A 24,048-nucleotide genomic window follows, 5' to 3' on the forward strand; every position below is an offset into this window, starting at 1 on the left:
GCAAGCAGCGTATCCGCCCTTCGGCGACATGTCGGCCACCGCTACCGGCGGTTGTCGGGGCGCGCACGTAAAGTCCCAGCCATGATCATCGTGAGCACCGACGGATCCTGTCTGCGTAACCCCGGTGGGGCGATCGGCTGGGCATGGGTCAATCACGAAGGTCCCAGCCGATCCGGTGGTGAACCCTCGGGAACCAACCAGATCGCCGAGCTGCGGGCGCTGCTCGAGGCGATCACCGCGCATCCCGGACCCGATCCGCTCCTGATCGAGTCGGATTCCCAGTACGCCATCAAGTGCGCATCGGAATGGCTGCCCGGTTGGAAGCGGAAGGGCTGGAAGACGGCGGCGGGTGCCCCCGTGAAGAATCTTCCGTTGGTCCAGGCCATCGACCAGGCCATCATCGAGCGTTCCGGACCCGTGCGGTTCCGTTGGGTACGCGGTCACGTCGGCAACCACTACAACGAGATGGCAGACGTACTCGCCGGTGAGGCGGCACGGGCCGTCGCATCCGGTGAGCCGGCAGCTGCGCCACCTCCGGCTCCCACTACACCCGTGGTCGCGGCCCCTGCGGCGGCCGAAGAAGCGTTCACCCTGTTCTGATCCTGTCGGTTCACCCGGTACCGGGAGAAGTCTGTATCGAGGAGAAGTCGTGACCGAGGATCTGCGCGTGCGGGAGTTCTGGCGGGCGCTGGGCTTGCCCGGCATCGTCGACGTCCACACCCACTTCATGCCCGCCAACGTGATGGAGAAGGTCTGGCGGTACTTCGACGCGGTGGGTCCCCTCACCGGGCGAGCGTGGCCGATCCGCTACCGGCACGAGGAAGACGTGCGCGTCGAGCAACTTCGCGCGTTCGGTGTTCGGCGGTTCACGTCCATGATCTATCCGCACAAGCCGGAGATGGCCGCGTGGCTGAATCAGTGGGCAGCCGACTTTGCCCACCACACGCCCGACTGCCTCCGGACGGCGACGTTCTATCCGGAAGAATCCGCGGCCGCGTACGTGTCCGAGGCAATCGAGTCGGGCACCCGGGTGTTCAAATCCCACATTCAGGTCGGCGATTACTCACCGGGCGACCCGTTGCTCGACCCGGTGTGGGGAGCGTTGCAGGACGCGGGTGTGCCGGTGGTCATCCATTGCGGATCCGGTCCCGCGCCAGGCAAGTACACCGGCCCCGAGCCGATCGGCGAATTGCTGGCGCGGTACCCCCGACTGCGCCTGATCATCGCCCACATGGGCCTGCCCGAGTATCGGGAGTTCCTCGAGCTCGCGGGACGCTATTCCGGTGTGTACCTCGACACCACGATGGCGTTCACCGATTACACCGAGGAGGCGACCCCGTTTCCGCGTGACGCTGTACACCGGCTGTCCGATCTGCAGGAACGCATCCTGTTCGGAAGCGACTATCCCAACATCCCGTATGCGTACCTGGACGCACTCGAGGGTCTGACCCGGTTCGATCTCGGTGAGGACTGGCTTCGCTCGGTGGTTCACGACAACGCTGCGGCGCTGTTCGCGCTCGACTGATCCGCCGGCGCGGAGCTGGTGAGCTCGCGCCGGCGGATCGGAGACCCTGAGGGTGAGGAATTACGACCCACAGCACGCGGTCGGGGCGTCCTGCTCGGAGGCGGGCGCATTGCGGAACGTGTCGCTATCGGCGAGCACCGTATACACCTCCCATTTCTCGCCGGCGGGCCCGGTGACCCACACCTTGTCCTGGCTGGCGAAGCAACAGGTGGTCCCGAGTTCTTCCTTGGTGAACAGCCCTTCCTCGGTCAGCCTGGCGATTTCCGAGTGCACGGCCTCACTCGATTCCACCTCGACGCCAAGGTGATTGATGGTGCCGCCCGCACCGGGGTTTTCGAACAACACGAGCTTGAGCGGGGGCTCGGCGATGGCGAAATTGGCGTAACCCTCCTTCAGTTTCGCGGGCGCTGTGCCGAAGAGCTTGGAGTAGAACGAGACGGCCTGACCGAGGTCGTCGACGTTGAGGGCGAGCTGTACGCGGGACATGAGATCCTCCACCTTTTCGATGTATATCAAATTACTTCCTCACTATGCGCCACCTTTTTGACGTATGTCAAGAAGGTAGGCACAATGGGTTCATGCCGAAGGCCTTGCCCCTTATCGATGCGACGTCACCACTCTGCTGCGCCCCCGTCGCGTCGGGGCCCATCTCGGACGATGGGGCGCTCGAGGTGGCTGTGCGGCTCAAGGCTCTTGCCGATCCGGTGCGCATCAAGCTGATGTCGATCCTGTTGTCCGCCAGCGAGGGTGAGGTCTGTACGTGCGACCTCGCCGACGGTGTCGGTGTATCCGAATCGACCGTCAGTCATCACCTGGGGCAACTGAAGAAGGCGGGCATGGTGGTCCCCACCCGGCGCGGAATGAACGTCTATTACCGTCCACAACGCGACGCGCTCGAGGCGCTGCGCTTCGTGCTGGATCCGAACTGCTGCTCGTAGCGCGGTCACGTTCCTTTCGCGGGCTCGCTGTCGCGCCACCAGCAAAAGACGAACAGGGCGAGTGACGCGACCAGCGTGGACACCACCCAGACGGTGAGCGCAATGTCGACCCACGACCCGATCGGCGGGCTGCCCGGCAGGATCCCGCGCAGGGGTACGACGGCGAACAGCATTGCGGCCATCCAGCCGAGCATGTCGGTGTCGACTGCCCGCTTGCGCCGGAACGTCTGCAATGCGACGAAGGCGGCGAGAACGGCGAGGGTCGTCATCATCAGGAGGAGAATTCCGGCGTAGATGAGGTTTCCGCCTGTGCGCGCCAACCGCACGTCGACGCCGATGCCGTTCCGGGAGATGTCGGTGTCGACCGCAACCGGTTCGGCCTTCGCCTTCCATCCGTCGACCCGCCCGTCCAGGAGAACACCCGTGGGTACCAATTCGCGTTGGGCGCCGAGGCCCTTGTAGGCCTCGACCACCATCGGATTCACCTCGAACCGGTCGAAGGGCCACATGGCGGCGTTGCCGTTCGCGATGAACTCGGTGTCGAACGTGGTGGGCGCGGTGCCTTCGCGGAAAACGATCTGCTCGTGGCTGGTGCTGGGGACGAGTAGGAGAGTGATATCTCGGTTGAGGGTGTCGCCGTTGGCATGGAGGTAATCCTGACCGGCGGCGATCGTCACCTCTGCCTGCATCCGGTCGACCGTCGGCTGCAGCGACTTCGCGGTGACGAGCACCATGATCACGTCGTCGTCGATGGCGAACGGCGCGTCGTCCTCGATCGCGTTGCTGCTCAACCCGTAGACGGTGAGGGACGCGGCGTAGACGAGGGCGAGGAGAATCGCCGCCGCGACCCACTGGAGCCGGTGACGCAGGAGGAGTGGTGACTCGGCTGCCACCGTCGCAACATACCGCCGTTGGGGTGGGCGGGTTCGTCGATCGGTGGTCTCGATCGATGCGGAGGCAGGCTCGGTCGTCACGCGCGGGTACATGCGACATATCGTGGACGGCACCACTGGCTAGGGAGGAGCCGCAATGGAATCGCGACTGCAGAACTCACAGATGCTTCTCGCAGTCCTCGAGCAGGCCCCGACGCTGGTAGTGCTGTCGGAATTCGTCTCCGGCCGGATCGTCTTCCTCAATCCGGCGGGCGTCCGCCTCATGGGCTTCACCACCGCCGCCGATGCCTACTCGAGGACGACGGCGGAGTTCTTCACCGATGTCGGTGTGGTGCAGGCGCCCGAAGTGGAGTCGGCACTCGTGGAACGGGGGGAGTGGTCCGGGCTCACCGAGCTCCGCCACTTCGTGACCGGGGAGCCGATCCCCATGCTGATCTCGACGTTCGTGGTGGAATCGGACGCCGCCGGTCCGGCGGTGATTGCCTCGATTGCGCACGATCGCCGCAGTGCACAGATCGAGGAACGCCGGCTGCACAGCGCGCTCGGAGCGGCCGCGTACCGGGCCCGCGAGCAACAGGCGATCGCCGAGCTGAGCCAACTCGCCGTCGACGGTGACCTCGACGAACTTCTCGACGCGGCGACGAGGGCAGCTACGGCGCTGATGGGTGTGCGCTGTACCTCCATTGCCCGGATCTCAGGTGGAGGGGAAGAATTGACCGTTCTCGCGTACCGGGGTCCGGCACCGGGACCGGCCAGCTTTGCGCCCGGTACGGGCTCACAGCCGGGATATGCCGCCGCGGCCGAATCGGTGGTGGTGTGCCGAGACAGAACCCAGGAGACCCGCTTCTCCACCACAGCGATGACCAGGCGTGCACTACAGAGCGGGGTGTGTGTACCGATCGGTGCCGACCCCGTGTGGGGAGTTCTCACCGCGCACAGTCACCGCCCCCGCGACTACACCGACCGGGATTTGTCCTTTCTCCGCTCGGTGACGGGTGTGCTGTCGGCGGCTATCCGCCGGATCGAGGCGGAAGCGCAACTGCTGCACCAGAGTTTGCACGACCCCCTGACGGGATTGCCGAACCTGACGCTGGCCCGCAGACGCATCGATTCGGCGCTCGACGCGGCACGTCGCGAGAGTACGGTCATGGCTCTGCTGCTCATCGACCTCGACGATTTCAAAATCCAGAACGACAGTCTCGGTCATGCCGGTGGTGACGACGTACTCGTCGTCCTCGCCGAGCATCTGCGCTCGGCAGTGCGTCCGGACGACACTGTCGCGCGGATCGGGGGTGACGAATTCGTCGTCGTGTGCGAGCACCTGGCGGATGCCGACGAGGCAAATGCCGTCGCCAAGGGCATCACCGACAGCCTCGCGATGCTGAACCAGGTGGCACACCTCCAGTTGCCGATCAGTGGCAGCGTCGGAATCGCCCTCTCGGATCCGGATTGCACGCGGGAAGAGTTGGTTCGCCGCGCAGACTCGGCGATGTATCGGGCGAAGGCAGGAGGTGCCGGCGGGTACGCCCTCTACTCAGCCGAACACCCAGTTCATCAGGATCACGTACAGTCCGGTCCCGACCACGATCGAGAGCACCGCATTCTTCCGCCACAGGTGCACCACAGCCGTTGTTGCCACGGCGAGCAGTTCGGGTAAGCCGTGCGCCGGGACGGTGATCGACACGTTCTTCAGCGAGTAGACCACCAGGATCGACATGATTCCGGCCGGCATGAACACGCCGAGATAGCCGACCAGCGCCGAGGAACGCAGCGGGTGGAGAACCGCGAACGGGACGGCGCGGAGGGCGAAGGTGACAATCGCCATGATGGCCACGGCGGCGAGTAGGTAACCCGACTCAGGCATCTGCGGCACCCTTCTGCCGAGTGAGGACGTATCGAAGGACGAGCAGACTCACGAATGCCCCCATTGCCAGCGGCAGCATGTGGTCGACGTCGACCAGTCGCGCGACCACAGCGCAGGTGACGCCCATCAGGGGAACTGCGAGGCCACGCTGCGCTCGGACTGCCTCGATGGACAGTACGACGAACAACGCGGTCAGCGCGAAGTCCATGCCGACGATGTTGTCCGGGATCCATTGCGCGGCAATCGCACCAAGCCCGGCGCCGCCGATCCAGTAGGCGTGGAGGTACAGCTGTGTGTACACGATCATCCGCCCGGACACCGTCTTGCGGTCGCTGGTGACCGCCATGGCGTAGGCCTCGTCGGTGAGCGCGAACATGCTGTAGAGGCGTGCCGCCCGGCCCTTGATCGTGTCGAGCGGAAAGCTGAGGGCGTAGAAGACGTGCCGAAAGTTCACGAGCAGTGCTGTCAACGCGATGTAGGGCAGTGGCGTCATCGTGGTCACCAGTCCCACTGCGACGAATTCGAGAGAACCGGCATAGATCAGTGACGTGAAGACCAGTGCCCACCACGGGCTCAGACCCTGCTGTACGACGAGGACCCCGAGGGCGATACCGAGGGGAAACAGTCCGACCCCGACGGGGAGTGAGGCTCGGAGAGCGCCGCGTATTTCCGAGGAAGGTGGAACCTCGGCGCCGGCGACGACGGCCGTCGAGTGGGGTGCTGATTCGGTCACTACGCAAAGGTATAGCGATCATCGCGGTGAGCGATTGCGAACAAATGCTTCTACAGGGGCTTGTGCGCAATAATTGATCAATGGACGCCATCGATCACGCAATTCTGGCGCATCTGCGCCGGGACTCCAGTCTGACCAACACCGAGCTGGCCGATCTCGTCGGCCTGACTCCATCGCCGTGTCTGCGGCGCGTGAAGAAGCTCGAGGCGGACGGAATCATCACCGGCTACCGCGCGGTCGTCAGTCAAGAAGCGCTCGATCGTGGTTTCCAGGTGATCGTCACGGCCGAAATCGGGGTGAACGACCAGGCCACCATCGAGCAGTTCGAATCGCGCGTGGCTGCGTTTGACGAGGTGATCGAATGTCGGCGCCTGTTCGGGATCCCCGACTACTTCATCCGCGTCGCCGTACGCGACCTTGCCACCTACGAGCGGTTCATGGTGACGAAACTCGGGGGACTCCCGGCGGTGTCGCGCGTCACCTCGCTGATCACGATGAAGACGATCAAGAGCGTCGACTGATCGGTTCCCGTCACCGGGTCCGCCTAGGGTGAGGGCAACGACCCGTCGAGAAGAGAAGGTGCACCATGGCCGTCGCTACCGCACAGCACGTGTCGCGTGAGGAGTTGCTCGACTTCGTCCGTCCCCGGCACCGGAGCGTGCTGATCACCCGCAAGAGGTCCGGGGGCCTGCAGATTTCCCCGGTCACGTCGGGACTCGACGCGGAGGGACGGATCGTCGTCTCCACCTACCCGCAGCGCGCCAAGGCCGCGAACGTGCGGCACGACCCCGCGGTGAGCGTGTGCGTGCTCTCCGACGAGTTCAACGGTGCCTACGTGCAGATCGACGGCACGGCCGAGGTACTGGACATGCCCGATGCACTCGAGCCTCTGGTCGAGTACTTCCGCGGAATCTCCGGCGAGCATCCCGACTGGAACGATTACCGCGACGCCATGCGGAAGCAGAACAAAAGTCTCATCCGGATCACCATCGACGAGTGGGGACCCATCGCGACCGGTGGCTTCCCACCGGACACCGATCGCGGATAGGTCCCCGTCACCTACTCGACGGCACCCGCCGAGCGCAGGCGCTCGATGCCCGCCGCGTCATAGCCGGCCTGCGCGAGAATCGCATCGGTGTCCTGCCCGGGTCGCGGCGCAGGCCGGGGAACGGGCGCCGGGGTGCGGCTGAAGCGCGGTGCCGGTGCGGGCTGGCGGATGCCACCCACTTCGACGAACGTCTCCCGTTCCTTGTTGTGGGGGTGTTCGTGTGCTTCCCACGGCGAGAGGACGGGCGCCACGCACGCGTCGGAATCGGCGAACAGTGCCGCCCATTCGTCCCGAGGTCGGGTCGCGAACACCTCGGCGAGGCGCTTCTTCAGTTCCGGCGCCGCATCGAGGTCGTACTGCAACGGCAGTTCCTCGCCGCTCAATCCGAGCACGTCGAGGAGTTCACCGTAGAAGTGCGGTTCGACGCACCCGACCGCCACGTGCAGACCGTCGGCACACTCGTAGGTGTCGTAGAACGCGGCGGCCCCGTCGAGGACGTTCCGCCCGCGGCCCTCCTGCCACAGCCCGGCGGCGTTCATGCCGTGGACGAACGCCGTCAGCAGCGCCGCCCCGTCGACCATCGACGCGTCCACCTCCTGTCCGCGGCCCGACCGGGAACGCTCGTGCAGCGCGGCCAGGATCCCCATCGTCAACATCAGGCCGCCACCGCCGAAGTCGCCCAACAGGTTCAGCGGCGGCACCGGCCGCTCGCCGGCGCGCCCGATGGGTTCGAGCGCGCCCGCGAGCGCGATGTAGTTGATGTCGTGCCCGGCCCGCGCCGCGAGGGGGCCGTCCTGACCCCAGCCGGTCATGCGCCCGTAGATCAGGCCGGGGTTGCGGGACAGACAGTCGTCGGGGCCGATGCCCAGCCGTTCCGCGACGCCGGGACGGAAACCCTCGACGAGGATATCGGCTGACTCGACAAGTGCCAGAACGGCTTCCAGCCCCTCCGCAGTGCGCAGGTTCACGGCGATCGATCGTCGCCCGCGGTCGAGTACACCCGAGGGTGCCATCAGCCCGCTGCCGCCGTCACCGGCCCGTTCGACGCGGATCACGTCCGCGCCCAGGTCGGCGAGGATCATGCAGCCGAACGGGGCGGGCGCGAGGCTGGCGATCTCGACGACGGTCAGCCCGCTCAGCGGCCCGCCGGTCACGACACCCCCTGCGCGTCGCGGGGCAGTCCGAGCATGCGTTCCCCGATCACGTTGAGCTGCACCTCGGTCGTGCCACCGTAGATGGTGGTGGCCCGGCCGGCGATCAACTGCTCCATCGCCTTGTCGCTCGGCTCACCCGGAATGCTCACGGCACCGGCCGGTCCCAGTTCGGCGACGACGAACTCGGCGATCGCCTGCCCGAGGCCCATGCCGAGTAACTTGCCGACACTCGACGTGGTGCTCACGTCCGCCCCCGACAACTGCTTCAGCACAATCCGGGAGCCGATCAGATCGATGGCCTGGCTTTCGGCGACCAGTTCGCCGACGCGGTACCGCGCCAACGGTCCGAGGTTGCGCCCGCGGGCGAATTCGAGCAGGTCCTTGTCGGTGGCGTAGGCCTCCATCTTCTGGCTGAGTGCCACCCGCTCGCCCGCGAGGGTCGTACGGGCCACGTTCCAGCCGTCGTTCACGTTCCCGACCACGTGTTCGTCCGGGATGAACACGTCGTCGAGGAACACCTCGTTGAACAGCGCCGACCCGGTCATCTCGCGCAGCGGCCGGACGGTAACCCCCGGTGTCGACATGTCCAGGACGAAGTAGGTGATGCCCTCGTGTTTCGGCTTCGACGGGTCGGTGCGGGCGATCAGCATGGCCCAGTCGGAGAACTGTGCCACGGTGGTCCAGATCTTCTGGCCGGTCACCTTCCAGCCGCCGTCGACCTTCTCCGCCTTCGTGGTCAGCGACGCGAGGTCGGAGCCGGCCCCCGGTTCGCTGAACAGCTGACACCACACCACATCTCCGCGCAAGGTGGGGACAGCGAGATCCTGCTTCTGCGACTCGGTGCCGTGGGCGACGACGGCCTGCACCGCCCAGCCGCCCATCAGCAGCTGCGGCATCGGAATTCCGGCCGCCTTGATCTCCTGGGCGATCACTTTCTGCTCGAGCGGAGACGCGCTGCGGCCGTACGGCTTCGGCAGGTGCGGCTGCACCCAGCCGCCGTCGCCGAGGGCAATCAACTGGTCGTCCTCGTCGAGGTCGACGAGCGGGGCGAGTTCCGCCCGTACCTGCGTCCGAATCGTCTCGGCCTCGTCCGGCAGTTCCAGTTCGGAGGAGCGGGCGGTGCCGGCGAGCGACTGTTCGGCGACGCGGGTAGCCCGCTCCTCGCGGGTACCGAGGAGCCCCCGGATGGCCAGCGCCCGCCGGTAATACAGGTGCGCGTCATGTTCCCAGGTGAATCCGATGCCGCCGTGGACTTGAATGCAGTCCTGAGCGCACTGCACCGCGGCATCGGGAACGATGACGGCGGCGATATCCGCGGCGAAATCTGCGGTGTCGTCGCCGTTGTCGAGGGCGGACGCGGCATCCCACAACACGGCGCGGGCCTTCTCCAGGGCGATCCCCATGTGGGCGCACTTGTGCTTGACGCCCTGGAACTGTCCGATGGGACGCCCGAATTGCACTCGGGTCTTCGCGTATTCGGCCGCAGTGGAGACACACCACGACATCACGCCGATCGCTTCGGCGCCCAGCACGACGGCGGTGATCGATCGGACGCGTCGTTCACTCAGTCCGTCGAGGATCCGATCGGCGCCGACGTGAACGCCGTCTGCCGTGATTCTTGCCGAGCCTCGCAGTACGTCGATGCTGTCCTGCGCGGTGACGGTGACGTCTGCCGACTCGACGACGGCCCAGCGCACGTCGTTGCCGACGGTGATCGGCAGGAGCAGGATGTCGGCGTGCTCGCCGCCGAGAACGGCGTCTGCGCTTCCCGCGATCCGGTAACCGCCGTCGTGCGCCTGCGCGTGGAGCGCGGTGCCCAAGGCGACCGCGGCGGTGCGTGATCCATCGAGAAGGGCAGGAATCAGCTCGATTCCGACCTTGGAATCCGCGGCTGCGACGAGGGCGGCGGACAGTGCGGTCGGAACGAATGGGCCGGGGGCCACCGTGCGGCTGAGCGCCTCCAGCGCGACGGCCAGGGTGAGCAGCCCGGCGCCGTGGCCGCCCTTGTCCTCGGGGATGTGTAGGCCCAGCAGGTCCTGGCCGACGAGTGCGTCCCAGAACGGCGGGAACTTGTCCTCACCTTTCGACTCGACCGCGGCACGCACCTGCTCGGACGTGATGGCGCGTTCGGCGAAGGCCCGAACGGAATCGGCGAGGGCACGATGTTCCTCGGTGAGCCCGAGGCCCAGTTCATACGTATTCTTGGCCATGTTCGAACCCTTCAGCCGAGCCGGTCGGCGAGGTCGGCGACGGTCCACGGGCCGTCGCTCTCGATGGTCTTCACGTCGTGCCAGCCGGCCAGTTCGGAGATGGCTCCGCCCTGCACCGCGAACACTTTGCCCGTGATCTTGCAGTCCGCATCCGCGAGCCGGGCGACGAGCGGGGAGATGTTGGCCGGACTGAATGCGTCGAACTCACCTTCCGGCACCTCTTCGGCGAACAATGCGCCCATACCGGGAGTGGCCAGCGTCAGCCGGGTGCGGGCGATCGGCGCGATCGCGTTGACCCGGACGCCGTACCGTTCGAGCTCGTCCGCGGCGACCAGGGTGAGTGCGGCGATACCCGCCTTCGCGGCGCCGTAGTTGCCCTGCCCGGCGTTGGGCATGAACGTGCCGGACGCGGACGCGGTGTTGATCACGGAGGCGTTCACCGCCTCGCCCGCCTTGGTCTGCGCTTTCCAGTACGCCGCTGCATGATGCAGCGTCGCGGCATGTCCCTTGAGGTGCACGGCTATGACGGCGTCCCATTGGCTTTCGGACATTCCCGCGATGAAGGCGTCGCGCAGGATGCCCGCGTTGTTCACGAGGACGTCGAGCCGACCGAACTCCCTGACCGCCTGATTGACGAGCGCTTCGGCACCGTCCCAGGACGCCACGTTGTCGGTGTTCGCCACGGCTTTACCGCCGCAGGAGACGATCTCGTCGACCACCTGCTGAGCCGGGCCCGCGTCCTCGCCGGTGCCGTCGTTCGCGCCACCGAGGTCGTTGACGACCACGGCGGCCCCCTCCCGGGCGAAGAGCAGTGCGTGCTCCCGCCCGATCCCGCGCCCGGCGCCGGTGACGATGGCTACCCGTCCGTCGAGTGTTCCCATGCGTACGTACTCCTAAGACTCGGTGTCCGCGATGACGGCGAGGCCGTCCTTGATGACGAGTTCGTCGCCGACGGTCGTCTCGTAGGCGTACGACGTTGTCCCGCCCGTGGAATCGGCGACCCGCCGGAATTGCGTGGTGATGTCCTGGCCGGGCAGGACTGGCTTGGCGAACCGCACCGCGAGCCTGCGGAGGCGTTCGACCCGGCCGTCGGCAAGTTCGGTGAGCGCCGCCCACGAGGTGAACGCCATGGTGCACAGACCGTGGTTGATGATTCCGGGGAGCCCGGACATCCGCGCGATCTCGTCGTCCAGGTGGATCGGCATCGGATCACCGGAGGCAGGCGAGTACCGGAACGTTTGGTCGTCGTCGATGTGCTGGGTGATCGACGCTACCGGCGCCTGCCCGCGAAGGGATTCGTCGAACCGGTGTGCAGGTGCCTGCGCGCCGAGCCCTGCTCCCGCGTCGACCTTCCGGAAGAATGCGGTCATCCACTGCTCGTTGACGAGTTCGCCGTGCTCTGTGCGGGTTTCGACGTACACGACGACGGTGGAACCGTTCGTCCGCCCCTCGAATCCGATCGGCTTCGCGCGGACCACCAGGTTGTCACCGGGGCGGATCGGACGGTGGAAGGAGAAATCCTGTTCCCCGTGCACGAGCTTCATGAGCAGTTCGACCGGGGCGACGGACAGTGCGGCCGGCGCCATCGAGGTGAACGCCGGCACCACGGCAAACACCGGTGGTGCGACCTCTCCGGCGAGGTGGCGTTCGATGGGATCGTTGGTGGCCGCGGCGTACTCGGCGATGCGCTCGGCAGTAACCTCGAACCGCTCCGGATCCGTCCACTCGCCGAGACCACTCGTGTCGAATTCGACTGTGGGGGTGGTCATATGGATCAGCCCACCATGTCGGCGAACCCGGCCAGGGACGCCTCCAGATCCGCCTTGGCGTTCTTGGCGACGGCCTTCCCGATGGGGCCGACGATCATCGTGCCGGTGAAGCTGGCGTCGATGATCGCCTTGGATCCGGCGCCGTCCGGCTCGACCTTCAGCGTGAATTCGACGGTGACACCCGCCATGCCGGTGCCGGAGATCTTCACCATTTCGGGCACCTGCACCTCGGTGACGGTCCACTCGATCTTGTTGGCCATGCCCATCACGGAGACCACCTCGGTGAACTTCGATCCGAGCGCCACCTCGGCGGGGACCTCGCTCTTCCACGACTGGTGGATCGTGAGCCACTCTTCCCAGCGGGACAGGTTGGACAGCTCGTCCCACACCTTGTCGGGGGAGGCGGGAAGCGCAGCGGAGACGGAAACGGAAGCCATGAGTTACTCCTAGGTGTGTTCGAGGTGGGTGGGAAAGATGTCAGAGAGCGCGGTACGCGGTGACGACTACTGCGCCCCCGAGGCCGATGTTGTGCTGGAGGGCGACGCTCGCGCCGTCTACCTGCCGTGCGTCTGCGGTTCCCCTGAGCTGCCAGGTGAGTTCGCTGCATTGGGCGAGTCCGGTGGCGCCCAGTGGGTGTCCCTTGGAAATCAGACCGCCGGACGGGTTGACCACCCAGCGTCCGCCATACGTGGTGTCGTCGTTGTCGACGAGTTTGCCGCCCTCGCCCTCGGCACAGAGACCGAGCGCCTCGTAGGTGAGCAATTCGTTGGTGGAGAAGCAGTCGTGCAGTTCGATGACGTCGATGTCTTCGGGACCGATCCCGGACTGCTCGTAGACGCGAGCGGCGGCTGTGCGGGTCATGTCTGCACCGACCAGGCTGATCGCACTCCTGTCCTCGAACGTGCTGGGGAGATCGGTCACCATCGATTGCCCGACGATCTCGACTGCCTGACCGGCAAGGTCGTGCTTCTCGACGAAGTCTTCACTGGCCACGATCACGGCGCCGGAGCCGTCGGACGTCGGGGAGCATTGCAACTTGGTGAGGGGACCGTAGATCTGCTTGGAATCGAGGATCTGGTCGAGTGTGTACTCGTCCTGGAACTGGGCGTAGGGGTTGTTCTGTGAGTGGCGGTGGTTCTTGACGCCGATTCTGGCGAACTGTTCCGCGGTAGTGCCGTATCGCTCCATGTGCTCCTTACCGGCTGCACCGAACATGTACGGCGCGGGCGGCATCGCGAACTCCTGCAGTTCCGCGAGCGCGAGGAGGTGGCGCATCATCGGCTGTTCGCGATCGTCGTACGTGGACCCGAGCGAACCGGCCTGCATCTTCTCGAAGCCGAGTGCCAGTGCGCAGTCGACCTGGCCGCTCCGGACCGCCGACGTGGCGAGGAACAGGGCGGTCGACCCCGTCGAACAGTTGTTGTTGACGTTGATGATCGGGATGCCGGTGAGGCCGAGTTCGTAGACGGCGCGCTGCCCCGACGTCGACTCGCCGTACACATACCCCACGTACGCCTGCTCGACCAGCGGATAGTCGATTCCGGCATCGGCCAGCGCCTTGCCGCCGGCCTCCCGCGCCATGTCCGGATAGTCCCATTCGCGTGCGCCGGGCTTCTCGAACTTTGTCATCCCGACTCCGACCACGAACACCCTGTTACCCATTGCGGCTCCTGAGAAATGTGTGTGTGACACGCTGTCCACCAAAAGTATGTGAGACGTGCTGTCCAGTCAACTACGTGGTGAGTAACGTATGGCGGATGCCGGACAAAGTCGACACCGCCACCTCGCCCACCGGGGACGGTCGCGCCACCCGCTGGGAGGATCACAAGGCGGAACGCCGAAGCCGGATTCTCGATGCCGCGATGGAGGCCATCAACGAGGACGGCCCCGACGTCGGGGTGCAGCAGATCGCGCAACGCGCCGAGGTCCCACGATCGGTGGTCTACCGCATCTTCACCGACCGGGGCGACCTCGACGAGCAGCTCCGCGGACGCATCATCGAACGTCTGATGGCAGACCTCGCGCCGACGCTGACCCCGGAGGGGACGGTAGGTGAAGCCATCGCGCGGGCCGTGGAGACGTACCTGGCGTGGATCGTCGAATTCCCCCGTCTGCACCAATTCCTCGGCACCGGGTCGCCGAGCAGGCGCACTACCGGTTCGCGTGTCGTGACCGGGACGAAGACTGCCATCGCACTCCAGCTCGCCGGCCTGCTGGCGGCCGTGCTGGAGAAGGTGGCAGACAACGCAGATCTTGCGGAGCCGCTGGCCTTCGGATTGGTGGGACTGGTGGATGCGAGCGTCAACCGATGGCTGAGCAATCCGCAGTCGACACTGGGCAGTGACGCGGTGGCGCAGTTCCTCGAGGTCTCGATCTGGCAGGTGCTGCAGGGAAATTTGCAGGGCATCGGCGTCCACATCGACCTCACCACCCCCGTATCCGAACTGCAGTAGCACGGGGGATCGTCGGGCTACGATGGTCTGCATGTTCTCCGGGCGAGGTTCACGGAACGACCGCTAGCGTCCGAGAAGCTTGTGACGCGCTTGGTCCGACCGACACCGGAAGCGACGGTGTCCAGCGGCCCGCCGCCACAGTCGACGGCGGTGGGAGACATCGTCGGGCGATTCGCGGCAGCGTGGGAGTCGTCCGGCTCCGCTCCGGACCTCACCGATTACCTGCCCGCCGATCCGGCGCTGCGCAGGGTGTCGCTGATCGAGTTGATCAAGGTCGACCTGGAAAAGCGGTGGCTCCGCGGCGACCACCCGAAGCGGCTGGCCGAGTACCGCGACGAGCTTCCCGAGCTCGGCAGGTGGCCGTTACCGCCAGACTTGATCTACGAGGAATTCCATCTACGCCGGCGGAGCGGTCAGCCGGTCGACGCCTCGGAATACACGCGGACGTTCCCGGCGCAGGCCGACGAACTCGAAAAATTGCTGAGCACCGGCGAGTACCACAGCACCTCGATTCACCACCTCGAACACACCTCCGCGGCGCCGCCGCCGAGGAGTACGGAACTCGGCGATCTCGACGTCGGGCAGCGGGTCGACGACTTCGACTTGATGACGGTCCTGGGGCGGGGAGCGTTTGCCCGGGTCTTCCTCGCCCGTCAGCGGTCGATGCAACGACTGGTCGCGGTGAAGATTTCCGAGGACCACGGAACCGAGCCGCAAACCCTCGCCCAGTTCGATCACGACTACATCGTCCGGGTCTTCGATCAGCGCCTCCTCGCGGATCGAATGCTGCGATTGCTGTACATGCAGTATGTGCCGGGTGGCACGTTGCTCGGGGTGGTCGCGCGAGTGCGCGAGACGGCGCCCGGCCTGCGTACCGGACTTCTGCTGCTGGAGGCAGTCGATCGGGAGTTGGTCAGCAAGGGCGAGATACGGCCCAGTGAATCCCGGGTACGTGAGGAAGTCGCAGGCCTGTCGTGGCCGGAGACCGTGGCGTGGCTCGGCCGCCGATTGGCCGAGGCCCTCGACTACGCCGGCACACACGGTGTTCTACACCGCGACATCAAGCCCGCCAACGTGCTGCTGACGGCAGAGGGCGTCCCCAAGCTGGCCGATTTCAACATCAGCTTCAGCGAGACCCTTCCCGGAACCAGTCCGGTCGCGTACTTCGGTGGTTCACTCGCGTACATGTCGCCGGAGCAGCTCGAGGCGATCCACCCGGATCGGCCGGGGACCGCGGCAGACCTCGACACCCGAAGCGATTTGTACTCGCTTGCCGTCGTGCTGTGGGAACTGCTCACCGGAAGAAAACCTTTCGACGACACACCGTCCGGTGACACCGACGCGGAACCGGCAACGCACCCGCCCGGAGATCGCACCACCCTCGACGCGATGCTCGAACGACGCCGCGGCCGTCACGAACCCGCGATCGCGGACCTGCCGGCCGACTGCCCGAGCGCGCTGCGGCGAGTGCTGCTGAAGTCGCTCGAGCCCGAGCCGGCGGATCGGTTCTCCACCGGCGCCGAAATGTCGCAACAGTTCGACGTGTGTCTCGATGCCCACGCCCGCGATCTCGTCGATCCACCACCGGGAAGTTGGCGGTTGCGGATGCGACGGTGGACGCACCCGATCATGTTCCTCGCCATCGCCGTACCGAATCTCCTGGCAATTCTGTACAGCTATCAACACAACACCACGCTGATCATCAGTAAGCTACCGCCCGCCGCGCAGAACAGTTTCGAGCGCATCACCCGAATCGACTACGTCACGGCATTTGTGATCGGGGTGGTGGGCACGGTCTCGATGACGCTGTATCTGACCACGGTGGCCGGTGGGCTGCGGAAGGGAAAGGCGTATGACGGCGGCCACCTCGCCCGCGCCCGCAAAGACACCCTGCTGCTCGGACAGCGATGCGCCCTACTGTGTCTCGGACTGTGGGCGGTGACCGGCATCATCGTCCCGGCCACGCTGCAGATCAGTGGAAGTGAGGTGCCGTGGAACACGGTCGTCCACTTCACGGCCGCGCAACTGGTCTGCGGCGCCATCGCCGTTGTCTATCCGTTCTTCTTCGTCAACTTCTATGCCGTCCGCTGCCTGTACCCGGTCTTCCTGCCGCACGGGGAGATCAGTACTGCCGACGCCCGCATGCTGCACCGGCTGGGTCGGCGCAGCATGTTCTTCCTGGCCGCGGCCGCCGCGGTGCCGTTGCTCGGTGTCGCGGGTGCAACGTTCATTCCCCCGGAAGACCTACCGCACGTGGTGGTCGCGCTACGTGTGCTGTGCGTCGGAAGTGTCTTCGCGTTCGTCGCGGCGTACTGGCTGTTCCGCCTGCTGACAGAAGACTTACACGCACTTTCCCGCGTGGTGTCGGGCGTACCTCGGCACGAGTGAGCGTCGGTAGGAGCGCGGATGATCCGACGCGAGAGGGTGCGGGGCCGAGCGCCCCGCACCCTCTCGTCTTCCGAATCAGACGCTCGCTGCGGCAAACCCGGCGTCGAGGTCGGCGAGGATGTCGTCGATCCCTTCGATGCCCACGGCCAGGCGGACCAGCCCGGGCGTGACCCCGGCGGCGAGCTGCTCCTCCGGAGTCAACTGCGAATGGGTGGTGGACGCGGGATGGATCACCAGGGAGCGCACGTCACCGATGTTGGCGACATGGCTGTGCAGGGTCAGCGCATTGACGAATTTCTTACCGGCGTCGACGCCCCCGGCGAGTTCGAACGTCACGATGGCGCCGGCTCCCTTGGGGGTCAGCTGCTGTGCGCGCTCGTGCCAGGGTGAAGACGCGAGACCGGCGTAGGCCACCGTCGTCACCTCGCTGCGGGCTTCGAGGTATTCGGCGACCTTCTGGGCGTTGGCCACATGCCGTTCGAGACGCAGGCTCAGCGTTTCGATGCCCTGAGCGATGAGGAACGCGTTGAACGGGGCCACCGCGGAACCGAGGTCGCGCAGCAACTGCACGCGCGCCTTCAGTGCAAATGCGGGAGCACCCAGATCGGCGAAGACGACCCCGTGGTAACTGGGGTCGGGGGTGGTGAAGTTCGGGTGCCTGCCCTGGGTCCAGTCGAAGGTGCCGCCGTCGACGATCACACCGGCGATCGCCGTGCCGTGCCCGCCGAGGTACTTGGTGGCCGAATGCACCACGATGTCGGCTCCGTGCTTCAACGGCTGGAGCAGGTACGGTGTGGCCACCGTGTTGTCGACGATCAGGGGAAGGCCGTTGTCGTGCGCGACCTTCGAGATCCCGGGCAGATCGAGGATGTGATTCTTGGGGTTGGCGATGGTCTCGCCGTAGAACGCCCTGGTGTTCGGCCGGACGGCCGACGCCCACTGCTCGAGGTCGTCGGGATTCTCGACGAACGACACCTCGATGCCCAGCTTGGGCAACGTGTAGTGGAAGAGGTTGTAGGTGCCGCCGTAGAGGTATGGGCTGGAGACGATGTGGTCGCCGGCCTCGGCGAGGTTGAGGATCGCGAAGGTCTCCGCCGCCTGTCCGGACGAGAGCAGCAGCGCGGCGACGCCCCCCTCGAGTGCGGCGATGCGCTGCTCGACGGCGTCCTGGGTGGGGTTCATGATGCGGGTGTAGATGTTTCCCGGCTCGGCCAGACCGAACAGTGCGGCAGCATGATCGGTGTTGTCGAAGGTGTACGAGGTGGTCTGGTAGATCGGCAGTGCCCGCGCCTTCGTGGTGGCGTCGGACGTCTGCCCGGCGTGGATCTGCTTTGTCTCGAACGACCAGTTGATGCTGGGGTCGATGTTCTCGGTCACGAGTGATGTACTCCGAATTCGGTGAGGTGGAAGTGGTGAATCAGTTTTCGCTGGTAAGTGTTTCGACCACGGTGTGGACCGGGGTCTGGTTGCGGGTGAGGTCGAGGACGGGGCAGTGTGCATCCACCGCTTCCTGCAGCTCGCGGTAGCGCTCCCGCGAGTCGGGGCCGGTCAGTGTCACGACGACGCGCACTTCGCCGAACCCGGCACGGACCGACTCGTCGAAGCCGAAGAACCCGCGCACGTCGAGATCTCCCTCGGCCCGGGCGGAGATGTCGTCCACTCGGATTCCGAGCTTGTCGGCCCAGAAGCGGTAGGTCACCACCTGGCAGGACAGCAGCGACGCGAGGTAGTACTCGACAGGGTTGGCGGCGGCGTTGTCACCACCGAGCGCGGGCGGTTCGTCCACCTCGACGCGGTACTTGCCGAGAGTGACAGTGCTGGCCACAGCGTCGTGCGCCTGGGCGGACGCGCGGAAGACGACCTGGGCGTTGGCGGGATTCTGGGAAACGGCGTCGGAGGTGGCGGCGATGACGGACGACAGGTGTGACAGTGACGCGGTATCGGTGGCAGACATGGCGATCCTTCGAACGGAGGGTGTACGGGATTGGCCCGGCGGAGGGAAAACGTCACGCCGGGATGAGTCCGATCAGAGACTCGGACACCCTGAGGTACACACCAATGCGAAATCGACATGGCGGCGCCGCGTCAGCAGCTCGCCGGAATCGATCGCGCGGAAGTCGGTCACGGAACAGACTGTAACCGGAAGACACGCATTCCGACTAGTCCTATAGGAAATGCGCTCAACGGGTGGGCAGCGCACGGCACAGCGCGTCGAGTGTGGCGGTGAAGCGCGCGGACGACGGTGTGCTGTAGCCGACGACGAGACCGTCCGGCCGATCGTCTTCGGCATCCGGATGGCGGAACGTGCGCAGACCGATGACGGCCAGACCCAGCGCCTCGGCGCGTGCCCTCGTGGCCTCCTCCGTTCCTGCTGGAAGTTCGAGTACGACGTGCAATCCGGCCGCGATGCCGGCGACGTGCACGTGCGGTGCGCGGGCGGCGAGGGTGGCAACCAGGGTGTCGCGGCGTCGGCGGTACAGGGTGCGCATCCGACGGACGTGCCGATCGAGCCCGCCGCACCCGATGAATTCGGCGAGGGTGAGCTGTTCTGTAGCGCTGACCCACCTTTCGTAGTCGCCCTTGACCGCGAGCACATCGTCGATCAGCCGATCGGGGAGCACCATCCAGCCCACGCGCACCGCGGGAGACAGGCTTTTGCTCACGGTGCCGAGATACACCACGTGTTCGGGCGCCAGACCTTGGAGCGCACCGACGGGCTGTCGGTCGTAGCGGAATTCGCCGTCGTAATCGTCTTCGATCACCACCGCGCCGGTACTGCTCGCCCAGTCCACGAAAGCGGTTCTCCGACTGGGGTGAAGCGGGCCACCGGTCGGGAACTGGTGCGCCGGCGTGACGAGTGCCGCGGTGAGAGAGTGGCCTGTCACATCGGGCGGGTGCGCGCCCCGATCGTCGAGTTCCAACGGAACGGTGGCCACCCCGGCATCACCGAGGAGTGCGCGGTGCAGATGTAGCCCGTAACTCTCCACTCCGATCGGGCCGCCGAGAGCACGGGCGAGCAGCCACAATCCGTGTCCGGAACTCGCGCTCACCACGACGGACTCCGGGTCGGCGCGGACGCCTCGCGTGCGGGTGACGTATTCGGCTACCGCGCGGCGTAATTCGATCCGTCCCCGTGGGTCGCCGGGGCCGAACGCGTCATGGGGTGCCGCCGTCAGGGCGCGTCGTGCCGCGGCTGTCCAGGCGGTTCGCGGGAACTCTGCGACATCGGGGGAGCCGGGCATCAGACTCATCGGTGGTGGAGGTGGGACGCCCCGACGCATGCGGGGTGTTTGCTGCGGCTCCCGGGCGCGGTCCGCCACCCGGGTGCCCGAACCCTGGCGTGCGGTGAGCCAGCCTTCGGCGACGAGCTCGGCGTACGCGCCTGCCACCGTGTTGCGTGCGAGACCGAGGTCGACCGCCAGGGTGCGCGACGGCGGCAGGACGGTGCCGGGCCGGAGTCGGCCCGAACGGATGGCCGTGCGCAGCGCCGTGACCAGGTCGGCGCGCGGCGTGGTCGAAGGAGTGCCGGAGGAGGACGCCATGTCGAGGTGGAGATCCCGTCCCACGCCCGAATTGGCCCAACTTTCCATGACCGGATTGAACCATGAATCTGGGCTACTGGCCGCATAGTCTTGTCGTATGACCACAACGGAACGTAAGACGCGGGTAGACATCGCGAAGAAGGCGCCCGCCGTATACAAGGCAATGATCGCCCTCGACGCCGCGGCTCGTCAGGGACTCGACCCCGAGCTGGTCGAGCTGGTACTCACCCGGTGTTCCCAGATCAACCATTGCGCGTGGTGCATCGACATGCACACTGCCGACGCCAGGAAGATCGGGGTGAGTGAACAGAAGCTGTTTCTCCTCAACGCCTGGGAGGAGGCGCACGGCCTGTACACCGAGAAGGAGCGGGCGGCGTTCGCCTTGGCCGAGTCGATCACGGTGTTGACCGACGGATTCGTCCCCGACTCGGTGTATGAGCAGGCGGAGGAGCATTTCGACGAGTCCGAGCTGGCTCAGCTCATCTCCCTGATTCTCACGATCAATGCCTGGAATCGGATCGCTGTGAGCACGAGGAAGACGCCGAAGGTGCGCTGACTTCGGCGGCGGCGTGGTCAGGCGTTCTGCGCGGTGAGGGCGTCGATGGCTGCCTGTAGCTTGGTGGTGGCCTCGTCTGCGACCTCACAGAGGCCCTGCTCCTCGGCCACGGACACCATCAGCGCCGGATTCATCGCGTCGATGATGATCGTGTTCTCGTCGGACGTATCGGCGCGCACCACCACGTTGCAGGGCAGGAGCAAGCCGATCTGCCGATTCACGTCGACCGCGCGGTGCGCGAGCGGCGGATTACAGGCTCCGAGGATCAGATAGTCCTCCATATCCTCACCGAGCTTCGCCTTCAGGGTGGCTTTCATATCGATCTCGGTGAGCACTCCGAAACCCTGCTCGGCCAGAGCCTGGCGGGTGCGCTCGACGGCGTCATCGAACGAGGTGTGCAAAGTCGTCGACAGTGCGAGCTTCATGATGGTGCTCCCTCGGGGCTGCTTTCCTCTCCCACGATACCCCGCGCGGTAGGCGAAGCATATGGTGCACGAGGTGCCGTGAGACGTTGTGGGCGGAGCGAACGTCCGGCCTCGGCCGGAGGGCAGGACGACAGGGTCCCGATGTATATGCCTGTTGTCCAGTTGTTTTCGTTGTGTTCGCGCGAAACCTTCAGTGTCGGTGACACATGCCACAGGACGGCATCCGATTCGGGCGTTTCGCCCGGTCGTCACCGTAAGGTGTCGACATGTCGATCCTCGAGAATGAGAAAGCGCCCCCATCCGCTGCCGTCCCCGGACCGACCCTCGGTGAGAGGTTGCGACGCAACGCCCGGTACGACGTGCCGGCCTCGCTCGTCGTCTTCCTCGTAGCCCTGCCGCTGTCGCTCGGAATCGCCATCGCATCCGATGCCCCGGTCATGGCTGGCCTCATTGCCGCGATCGTCGGCGGCGTGGTGGCCGGATCGATCGGCGGATCACCCCTTCAGGTCAGCGGTCCGGCGGCCGGATTGACCGTCGTAGTAGCAGAATTGGTGGGAACCTTCGGGTGGCGCGCCACCTGTGCCATCACCGTCGCGGCCGGATTCCTGCAGATCATCTTCGGGCTCAGTCGAATTGCGCGAGCTGCCTTGGCGATCGCCCCCGTCGTGGTCCATGCAATGCTGGCCGGGATCGGAATCACCATCGCTCTTCAGCAGATTCACGTTCTCCTCGGAGGTGGATCACACAGCTCGACGTGGGCCAACATCACGCAGCTTCCGTCTCAGCTCGCATCCGCACGATACGGCGAGGTTCTCATCGGATCGGCCGTGATCGCCATCCTGTTGCTGTGGAAGAGGGTGCCACCCAAGTTCGGCATGCTCCCCGGACCGCTCGTCGCGGTAGCGGTGGCCACCCTTGCCTCACTGGTTCTTCCGCTCGACGTCGATCGAATCACGTTGGACGGCTCGCTGTTCGACGCGCTGTCGCTACCTGCGATGCCGCAAGGCCCGTGGTTGGCGGTGGCAACCGGTGTGCTCACGGTGGCGCTGATCGCCAGCGTCGAGAGCCTGCTCTCCGCAGTCGCGGTCGACAAGATGCACGGCGGCGAAAGAACCGAATTCAACCGGGAACTCGTCGGCCAGGGATCGGCCAACATGGTCTCGGGGCTGATCGGCGGACTGCCGGTCACCGGTGTGATCGTGCGGAGTTCCACCAACGTCGCGGCGGGTGCCCGAACCCGGGCGTCCGCGGTACTGCACGGAGTGTGGATTCTCGTCTTCGCCGCGCTGCTGACCGCGCTGGTCCAGCAGATCCCGATGGCCGCGCTCGCCGGACTGCTCATCGTGATCGGTATCCAGCTCGTCAAGCTCGCCGACCTGCGCACGGCCCGGCGCACCGGCGACCTCTGGGTGTACGGGGTCACCGTGGCGGGTGTCGTCTTCCTCAACCTGCTCGAGGGAGTGCTCCTCGGCCTGGCTCTCGCCGTGATCCTGCTGCTGTGGCGGGTCATCCACCCGAGGATGCGTGCCGAGCCCATCGGTGGTTCCGAATCCGAGGGCTCCGGCCGGTGGCGCGTGACCGTCGAGGGGTCATGCAGTTTCCTGTCCATGCCCGCATTGACCGGGCTGCTCGCGAAGGTGCCCGACGGTGCGCACGTCACCGTGGAACTGGCTGTCGACTTTCTGGACCACGCCATGTTCGAGGCGATCGACGAGTGGAAGCGGCACCATGAGCGGTCGGGTGGAATTGTGGTGATCGACGCTCTCGGCACCGTCGACATGGACTCCGTCGGTGACGCGCCTCCACAGCGCGGGGTCGGAGTGGCGAGCGCCCGGAGGTTTGCCCCCTGGAAAAGCTGGCAGCCGCGGCACTCTCGCAGACGACTCCACGCCGGTCGCCCTGCGCCCACTGCTGGCGGGAGTGGCCGAATACCACCGGCGCAACGCCGCGCACCTACAGTCGCACCTCGACGACCTGAAGGACGGCCAGAGCCCCGATTCGCTGTTCCTCACCTGTTCCGATTCCCGCATCGTGCCCAACGTGATCACCAGCAGCGGTCCGGGCGATCTCTTCACGGTGCGCAATGTCGGCAATCTCGTCCCGGTGGGCCGACAGGACGTGTCGGTCGAAGCCGGGCTGACGTTCGCATTGGAGGAACTGAACGTCAGCTCCGTCATCGTGTGCGGCCACTCGGGGTGCGGCGCCATGAAAGCCGTACTCGGGCAGGGAGGACAGCGAGACGATCACTCCCTCACCGAGCAGGGGCCCGTCGAGCAGTGGCTGACGTTCGCGCAGCCGAGTCACAAGGCGTTCCTCAGTGGTCATCCGGTGGCACGTGCGGCTGAGGAGCTCGGCTTCGACGAAGTGGACCGGTTGGGAATGGTCAACGTCGCGGTACAGCTACAGACCCTGCAGCGGCATCCGGTGGTCGGCGCAGCAGCGGCCGAGGGACGAGTGCGCGTGGCGGGAATGTTCTTCGACATCCCTTCGGCACGCGTACTCGAAATCACCTCGACCGGTGTGTCCTATCTGGACACTGTGCCCAGCCGA

At 66.0% G+C, this 24,048-nt stretch carries 22 protein-coding genes and 2 pseudogenes; 10 read left to right on the plus strand and 14 right to left on the minus strand.

Going from position 1 to position 24,048, the window contains the following annotated elements:
- Window positions 1–81 precede the first annotated feature (81 nt).
- Window positions 82–600, plus strand: coding sequence for a ribonuclease H family protein (locus tag GFS60_RS19955; protein ID WP_159923908.1), 519 nt, complete (start codon window positions 82–84; stop codon window positions 598–600).
- 49 nt (window positions 601–649) lie between these two features.
- Window positions 650–1,525, plus strand: a complete 876-nt coding sequence (locus GFS60_RS19960) for an amidohydrolase family protein (RefSeq protein WP_159923910.1) — start codon at window positions 650–652, stop codon at window positions 1,523–1,525.
- 60 nt (window positions 1,526–1,585) lie between these two features.
- Here GFS60_RS19960 and GFS60_RS19965 read toward each other — a convergent pair whose 3' ends face one another.
- Entirely contained in the window at window positions 1,586–2,011 is a 426-nt protein-coding gene (locus GFS60_RS19965) for an ArsI/CadI family heavy metal resistance metalloenzyme (RefSeq protein ID WP_159923912.1), read from the minus strand.
- Between the two features lie 92 nt (window positions 2,012–2,103).
- On the opposite strand from GFS60_RS19965, the gene GFS60_RS19970 reads away from it, so the two are divergent.
- Window positions 2,104–2,463, plus strand: coding sequence for an Rv2640c family ArsR-like transcriptional regulator (locus tag GFS60_RS19970; protein WP_109333523.1), 360 nt, complete (start codon window positions 2,104–2,106; stop codon window positions 2,461–2,463).
- A 5-nt stretch (window positions 2,464–2,468) separates the two neighbouring features.
- On the opposite strand, the gene GFS60_RS19975 is transcribed toward GFS60_RS19970, so the two are convergent.
- Window positions 2,469–3,356: a DUF4436 family protein gene (locus GFS60_RS19975; RefSeq protein ID WP_236603210.1), complete on the minus strand. Its 888-nt coding sequence runs from the start codon at window positions 3,354–3,356 to the stop codon at window positions 2,469–2,471.
- A gap of 136 nt (window positions 3,357–3,492) precedes the next feature.
- On the opposite strand from GFS60_RS19975, the pseudogene GFS60_RS19980 reads away from it, so the two are divergent.
- Window positions 3,493–4,890 (plus strand): annotated as a pseudogene (locus tag GFS60_RS19980) (diguanylate cyclase domain-containing protein); the annotation flags it as partial.
- Here the strand turns inward: GFS60_RS19980 and GFS60_RS39195 are convergent.
- Together GFS60_RS39195 and GFS60_RS19990 are read right to left on the minus strand one after the other, a co-directional pair.
- On the minus strand, window positions 4,891–5,220 hold the full coding sequence (locus GFS60_RS39195) for a branched-chain amino acid transporter permease (protein WP_159923918.1): 330 nt from the start codon (window positions 5,218–5,220) through the stop codon (window positions 4,891–4,893).
- Window positions 5,213–5,953 (minus strand): AzlC family ABC transporter permease, encoded by a 741-nt coding sequence (locus GFS60_RS19990; RefSeq protein WP_159923920.1) that lies wholly within the window; start codon window positions 5,951–5,953, stop codon window positions 5,213–5,215. Before GFS60_RS19990 ends, GFS60_RS39195 begins: the two co-directional genes overlap by 8 nt.
- Before the next feature lie 80 nt (window positions 5,954–6,033).
- Here GFS60_RS19990 and GFS60_RS19995 point away from each other — a divergent pair, with 80 nt between their 5' ends.
- Both GFS60_RS19995 and GFS60_RS20000 read left to right on the plus strand, forming a co-directional pair.
- Entirely contained in the window at window positions 6,034–6,474 is a 441-nt protein-coding gene (locus GFS60_RS19995; protein ID WP_109333515.1) for an Lrp/AsnC family transcriptional regulator, read from the plus strand.
- 65 nt (window positions 6,475–6,539) lie between these two features.
- Window positions 6,540–7,001 carry a PPOX class F420-dependent oxidoreductase gene (locus GFS60_RS20000; RefSeq protein WP_159923922.1) on the plus strand — a complete coding sequence of 154 codons (462 nt, stop codon included), beginning with the start codon at window positions 6,540–6,542 and terminating at the stop codon, window positions 6,999–7,001.
- An 11-nt stretch (window positions 7,002–7,012) separates the two neighbouring features.
- On the opposite strand, the gene GFS60_RS20005 is transcribed toward GFS60_RS20000, so the two are convergent.
- From GFS60_RS20005 to GFS60_RS20030, 6 genes are read right to left on the minus strand one after another with little or no spacing between them, the layout of a single operon-like run.
- Complete coding sequence (locus tag GFS60_RS20005) at window positions 7,013–8,155, minus strand: CaiB/BaiF CoA transferase family protein (protein WP_159923924.1); 1,143 nt, start codon at window positions 8,153–8,155, stop codon at window positions 7,013–7,015.
- On the minus strand, window positions 8,152–10,365 hold the full coding sequence (locus tag GFS60_RS20010; RefSeq protein ID WP_159923926.1) for an acyl-CoA dehydrogenase: 2,214 nt from the start codon (window positions 10,363–10,365) through the stop codon (window positions 8,152–8,154). Before GFS60_RS20010 ends, GFS60_RS20005 begins: the two co-directional genes overlap by 4 nt.
- Before the next feature lie 11 nt (window positions 10,366–10,376).
- Entirely contained in the window at window positions 10,377–11,246 is an 870-nt protein-coding gene (locus tag GFS60_RS20015; RefSeq protein ID WP_159923928.1) for an SDR family oxidoreductase, read from the minus strand.
- A 12-nt stretch (window positions 11,247–11,258) separates the two neighbouring features.
- Window positions 11,259–12,134: a MaoC/PaaZ C-terminal domain-containing protein gene (locus GFS60_RS20020; protein WP_159923930.1), complete on the minus strand. Its 876-nt coding sequence runs from the start codon at window positions 12,132–12,134 to the stop codon at window positions 11,259–11,261.
- Window positions 12,135–12,139: 5 nt separating this feature from the next.
- Window positions 12,140–12,571, minus strand: coding sequence for a type II toxin-antitoxin system Rv0910 family toxin (locus GFS60_RS20025; RefSeq protein ID WP_109333505.1), 432 nt, complete (start codon window positions 12,569–12,571; stop codon window positions 12,140–12,142).
- 40 nt (window positions 12,572–12,611) lie between these two features.
- The gene (locus GFS60_RS20030; protein ID WP_159923932.1) at window positions 12,612–13,796 is read right to left on the minus strand and encodes a lipid-transfer protein; all 1,185 of its coding nucleotides are present in this window, start codon (window positions 13,794–13,796) and stop codon (window positions 12,612–12,614) included.
- Window positions 13,797–13,891: 95 nt separating this feature from the next.
- Here GFS60_RS20030 and GFS60_RS20035 point away from each other — a divergent pair, with 95 nt between their 5' ends.
- Together GFS60_RS20035 and GFS60_RS20040 are read left to right on the plus strand one after the other, a co-directional pair.
- Window positions 13,892–14,587 carry a TetR/AcrR family transcriptional regulator gene (locus tag GFS60_RS20035; protein ID WP_159923934.1) on the plus strand — a complete coding sequence of 232 codons (696 nt, stop codon included), beginning with the start codon at window positions 13,892–13,894 and terminating at the stop codon, window positions 14,585–14,587.
- 90 nt (window positions 14,588–14,677) lie between these two features.
- Window positions 14,678–16,975, plus strand: coding sequence for a serine/threonine-protein kinase (locus GFS60_RS20040; RefSeq protein ID WP_284707784.1), 2,298 nt, complete (start codon window positions 14,678–14,680; stop codon window positions 16,973–16,975).
- A gap of 75 nt (window positions 16,976–17,050) precedes the next feature.
- Here GFS60_RS20040 and GFS60_RS20045 read toward each other — a convergent pair whose 3' ends face one another.
- The 3 genes from GFS60_RS20045 to pdxR form a co-directional block, all read right to left on the minus strand.
- Window positions 17,051–18,352 (minus strand): bifunctional o-acetylhomoserine/o-acetylserine sulfhydrylase, encoded by a 1,302-nt coding sequence (locus GFS60_RS20045; RefSeq protein WP_159923936.1) that lies wholly within the window; start codon window positions 18,350–18,352, stop codon window positions 17,051–17,053.
- A 40-nt stretch (window positions 18,353–18,392) separates the two neighbouring features.
- Entirely contained in the window at window positions 18,393–18,929 is a 537-nt protein-coding gene (locus GFS60_RS20050) for an OsmC family protein (protein WP_159923938.1), read from the minus strand.
- Between the two features lie 226 nt (window positions 18,930–19,155).
- Window positions 19,156–20,565, minus strand: a complete 1,410-nt coding sequence (pdxR, locus tag GFS60_RS20055; RefSeq protein ID WP_159923940.1) for a MocR-like pyridoxine biosynthesis transcription factor PdxR — start codon at window positions 20,563–20,565, stop codon at window positions 19,156–19,158.
- 49 nt (window positions 20,566–20,614) lie between these two features.
- Between pdxR and GFS60_RS20060 the strand changes: the two genes are divergently transcribed.
- On the plus strand, window positions 20,615–21,073 hold the full coding sequence (locus tag GFS60_RS20060) for a carboxymuconolactone decarboxylase family protein (protein WP_159923942.1): 459 nt from the start codon (window positions 20,615–20,617) through the stop codon (window positions 21,071–21,073).
- A 17-nt stretch (window positions 21,074–21,090) separates the two neighbouring features.
- Here GFS60_RS20060 and GFS60_RS20065 read toward each other — a convergent pair whose 3' ends face one another.
- Window positions 21,091–21,498: a DUF302 domain-containing protein gene (locus GFS60_RS20065; RefSeq protein WP_159923944.1), complete on the minus strand. Its 408-nt coding sequence runs from the start codon at window positions 21,496–21,498 to the stop codon at window positions 21,091–21,093.
- 266 nt (window positions 21,499–21,764) lie between these two features.
- Between GFS60_RS20065 and GFS60_RS20070 the strand changes: the two are divergent.
- Window positions 21,765–24,045 (plus strand): annotated as a pseudogene (locus GFS60_RS20070) (SulP family inorganic anion transporter); the annotation flags it as partial.
- Window positions 24,046–24,048: the final 3 nt, after the last annotated feature.

It is taken from the genome of Rhodococcus sp. WAY2 (assembly GCF_009859915.1).
GTDB classification, from domain to species: Bacteria; Actinomycetota; Actinomycetes; order Mycobacteriales; family Mycobacteriaceae; genus Rhodococcus_F; species Rhodococcus_F oxybenzonivorans.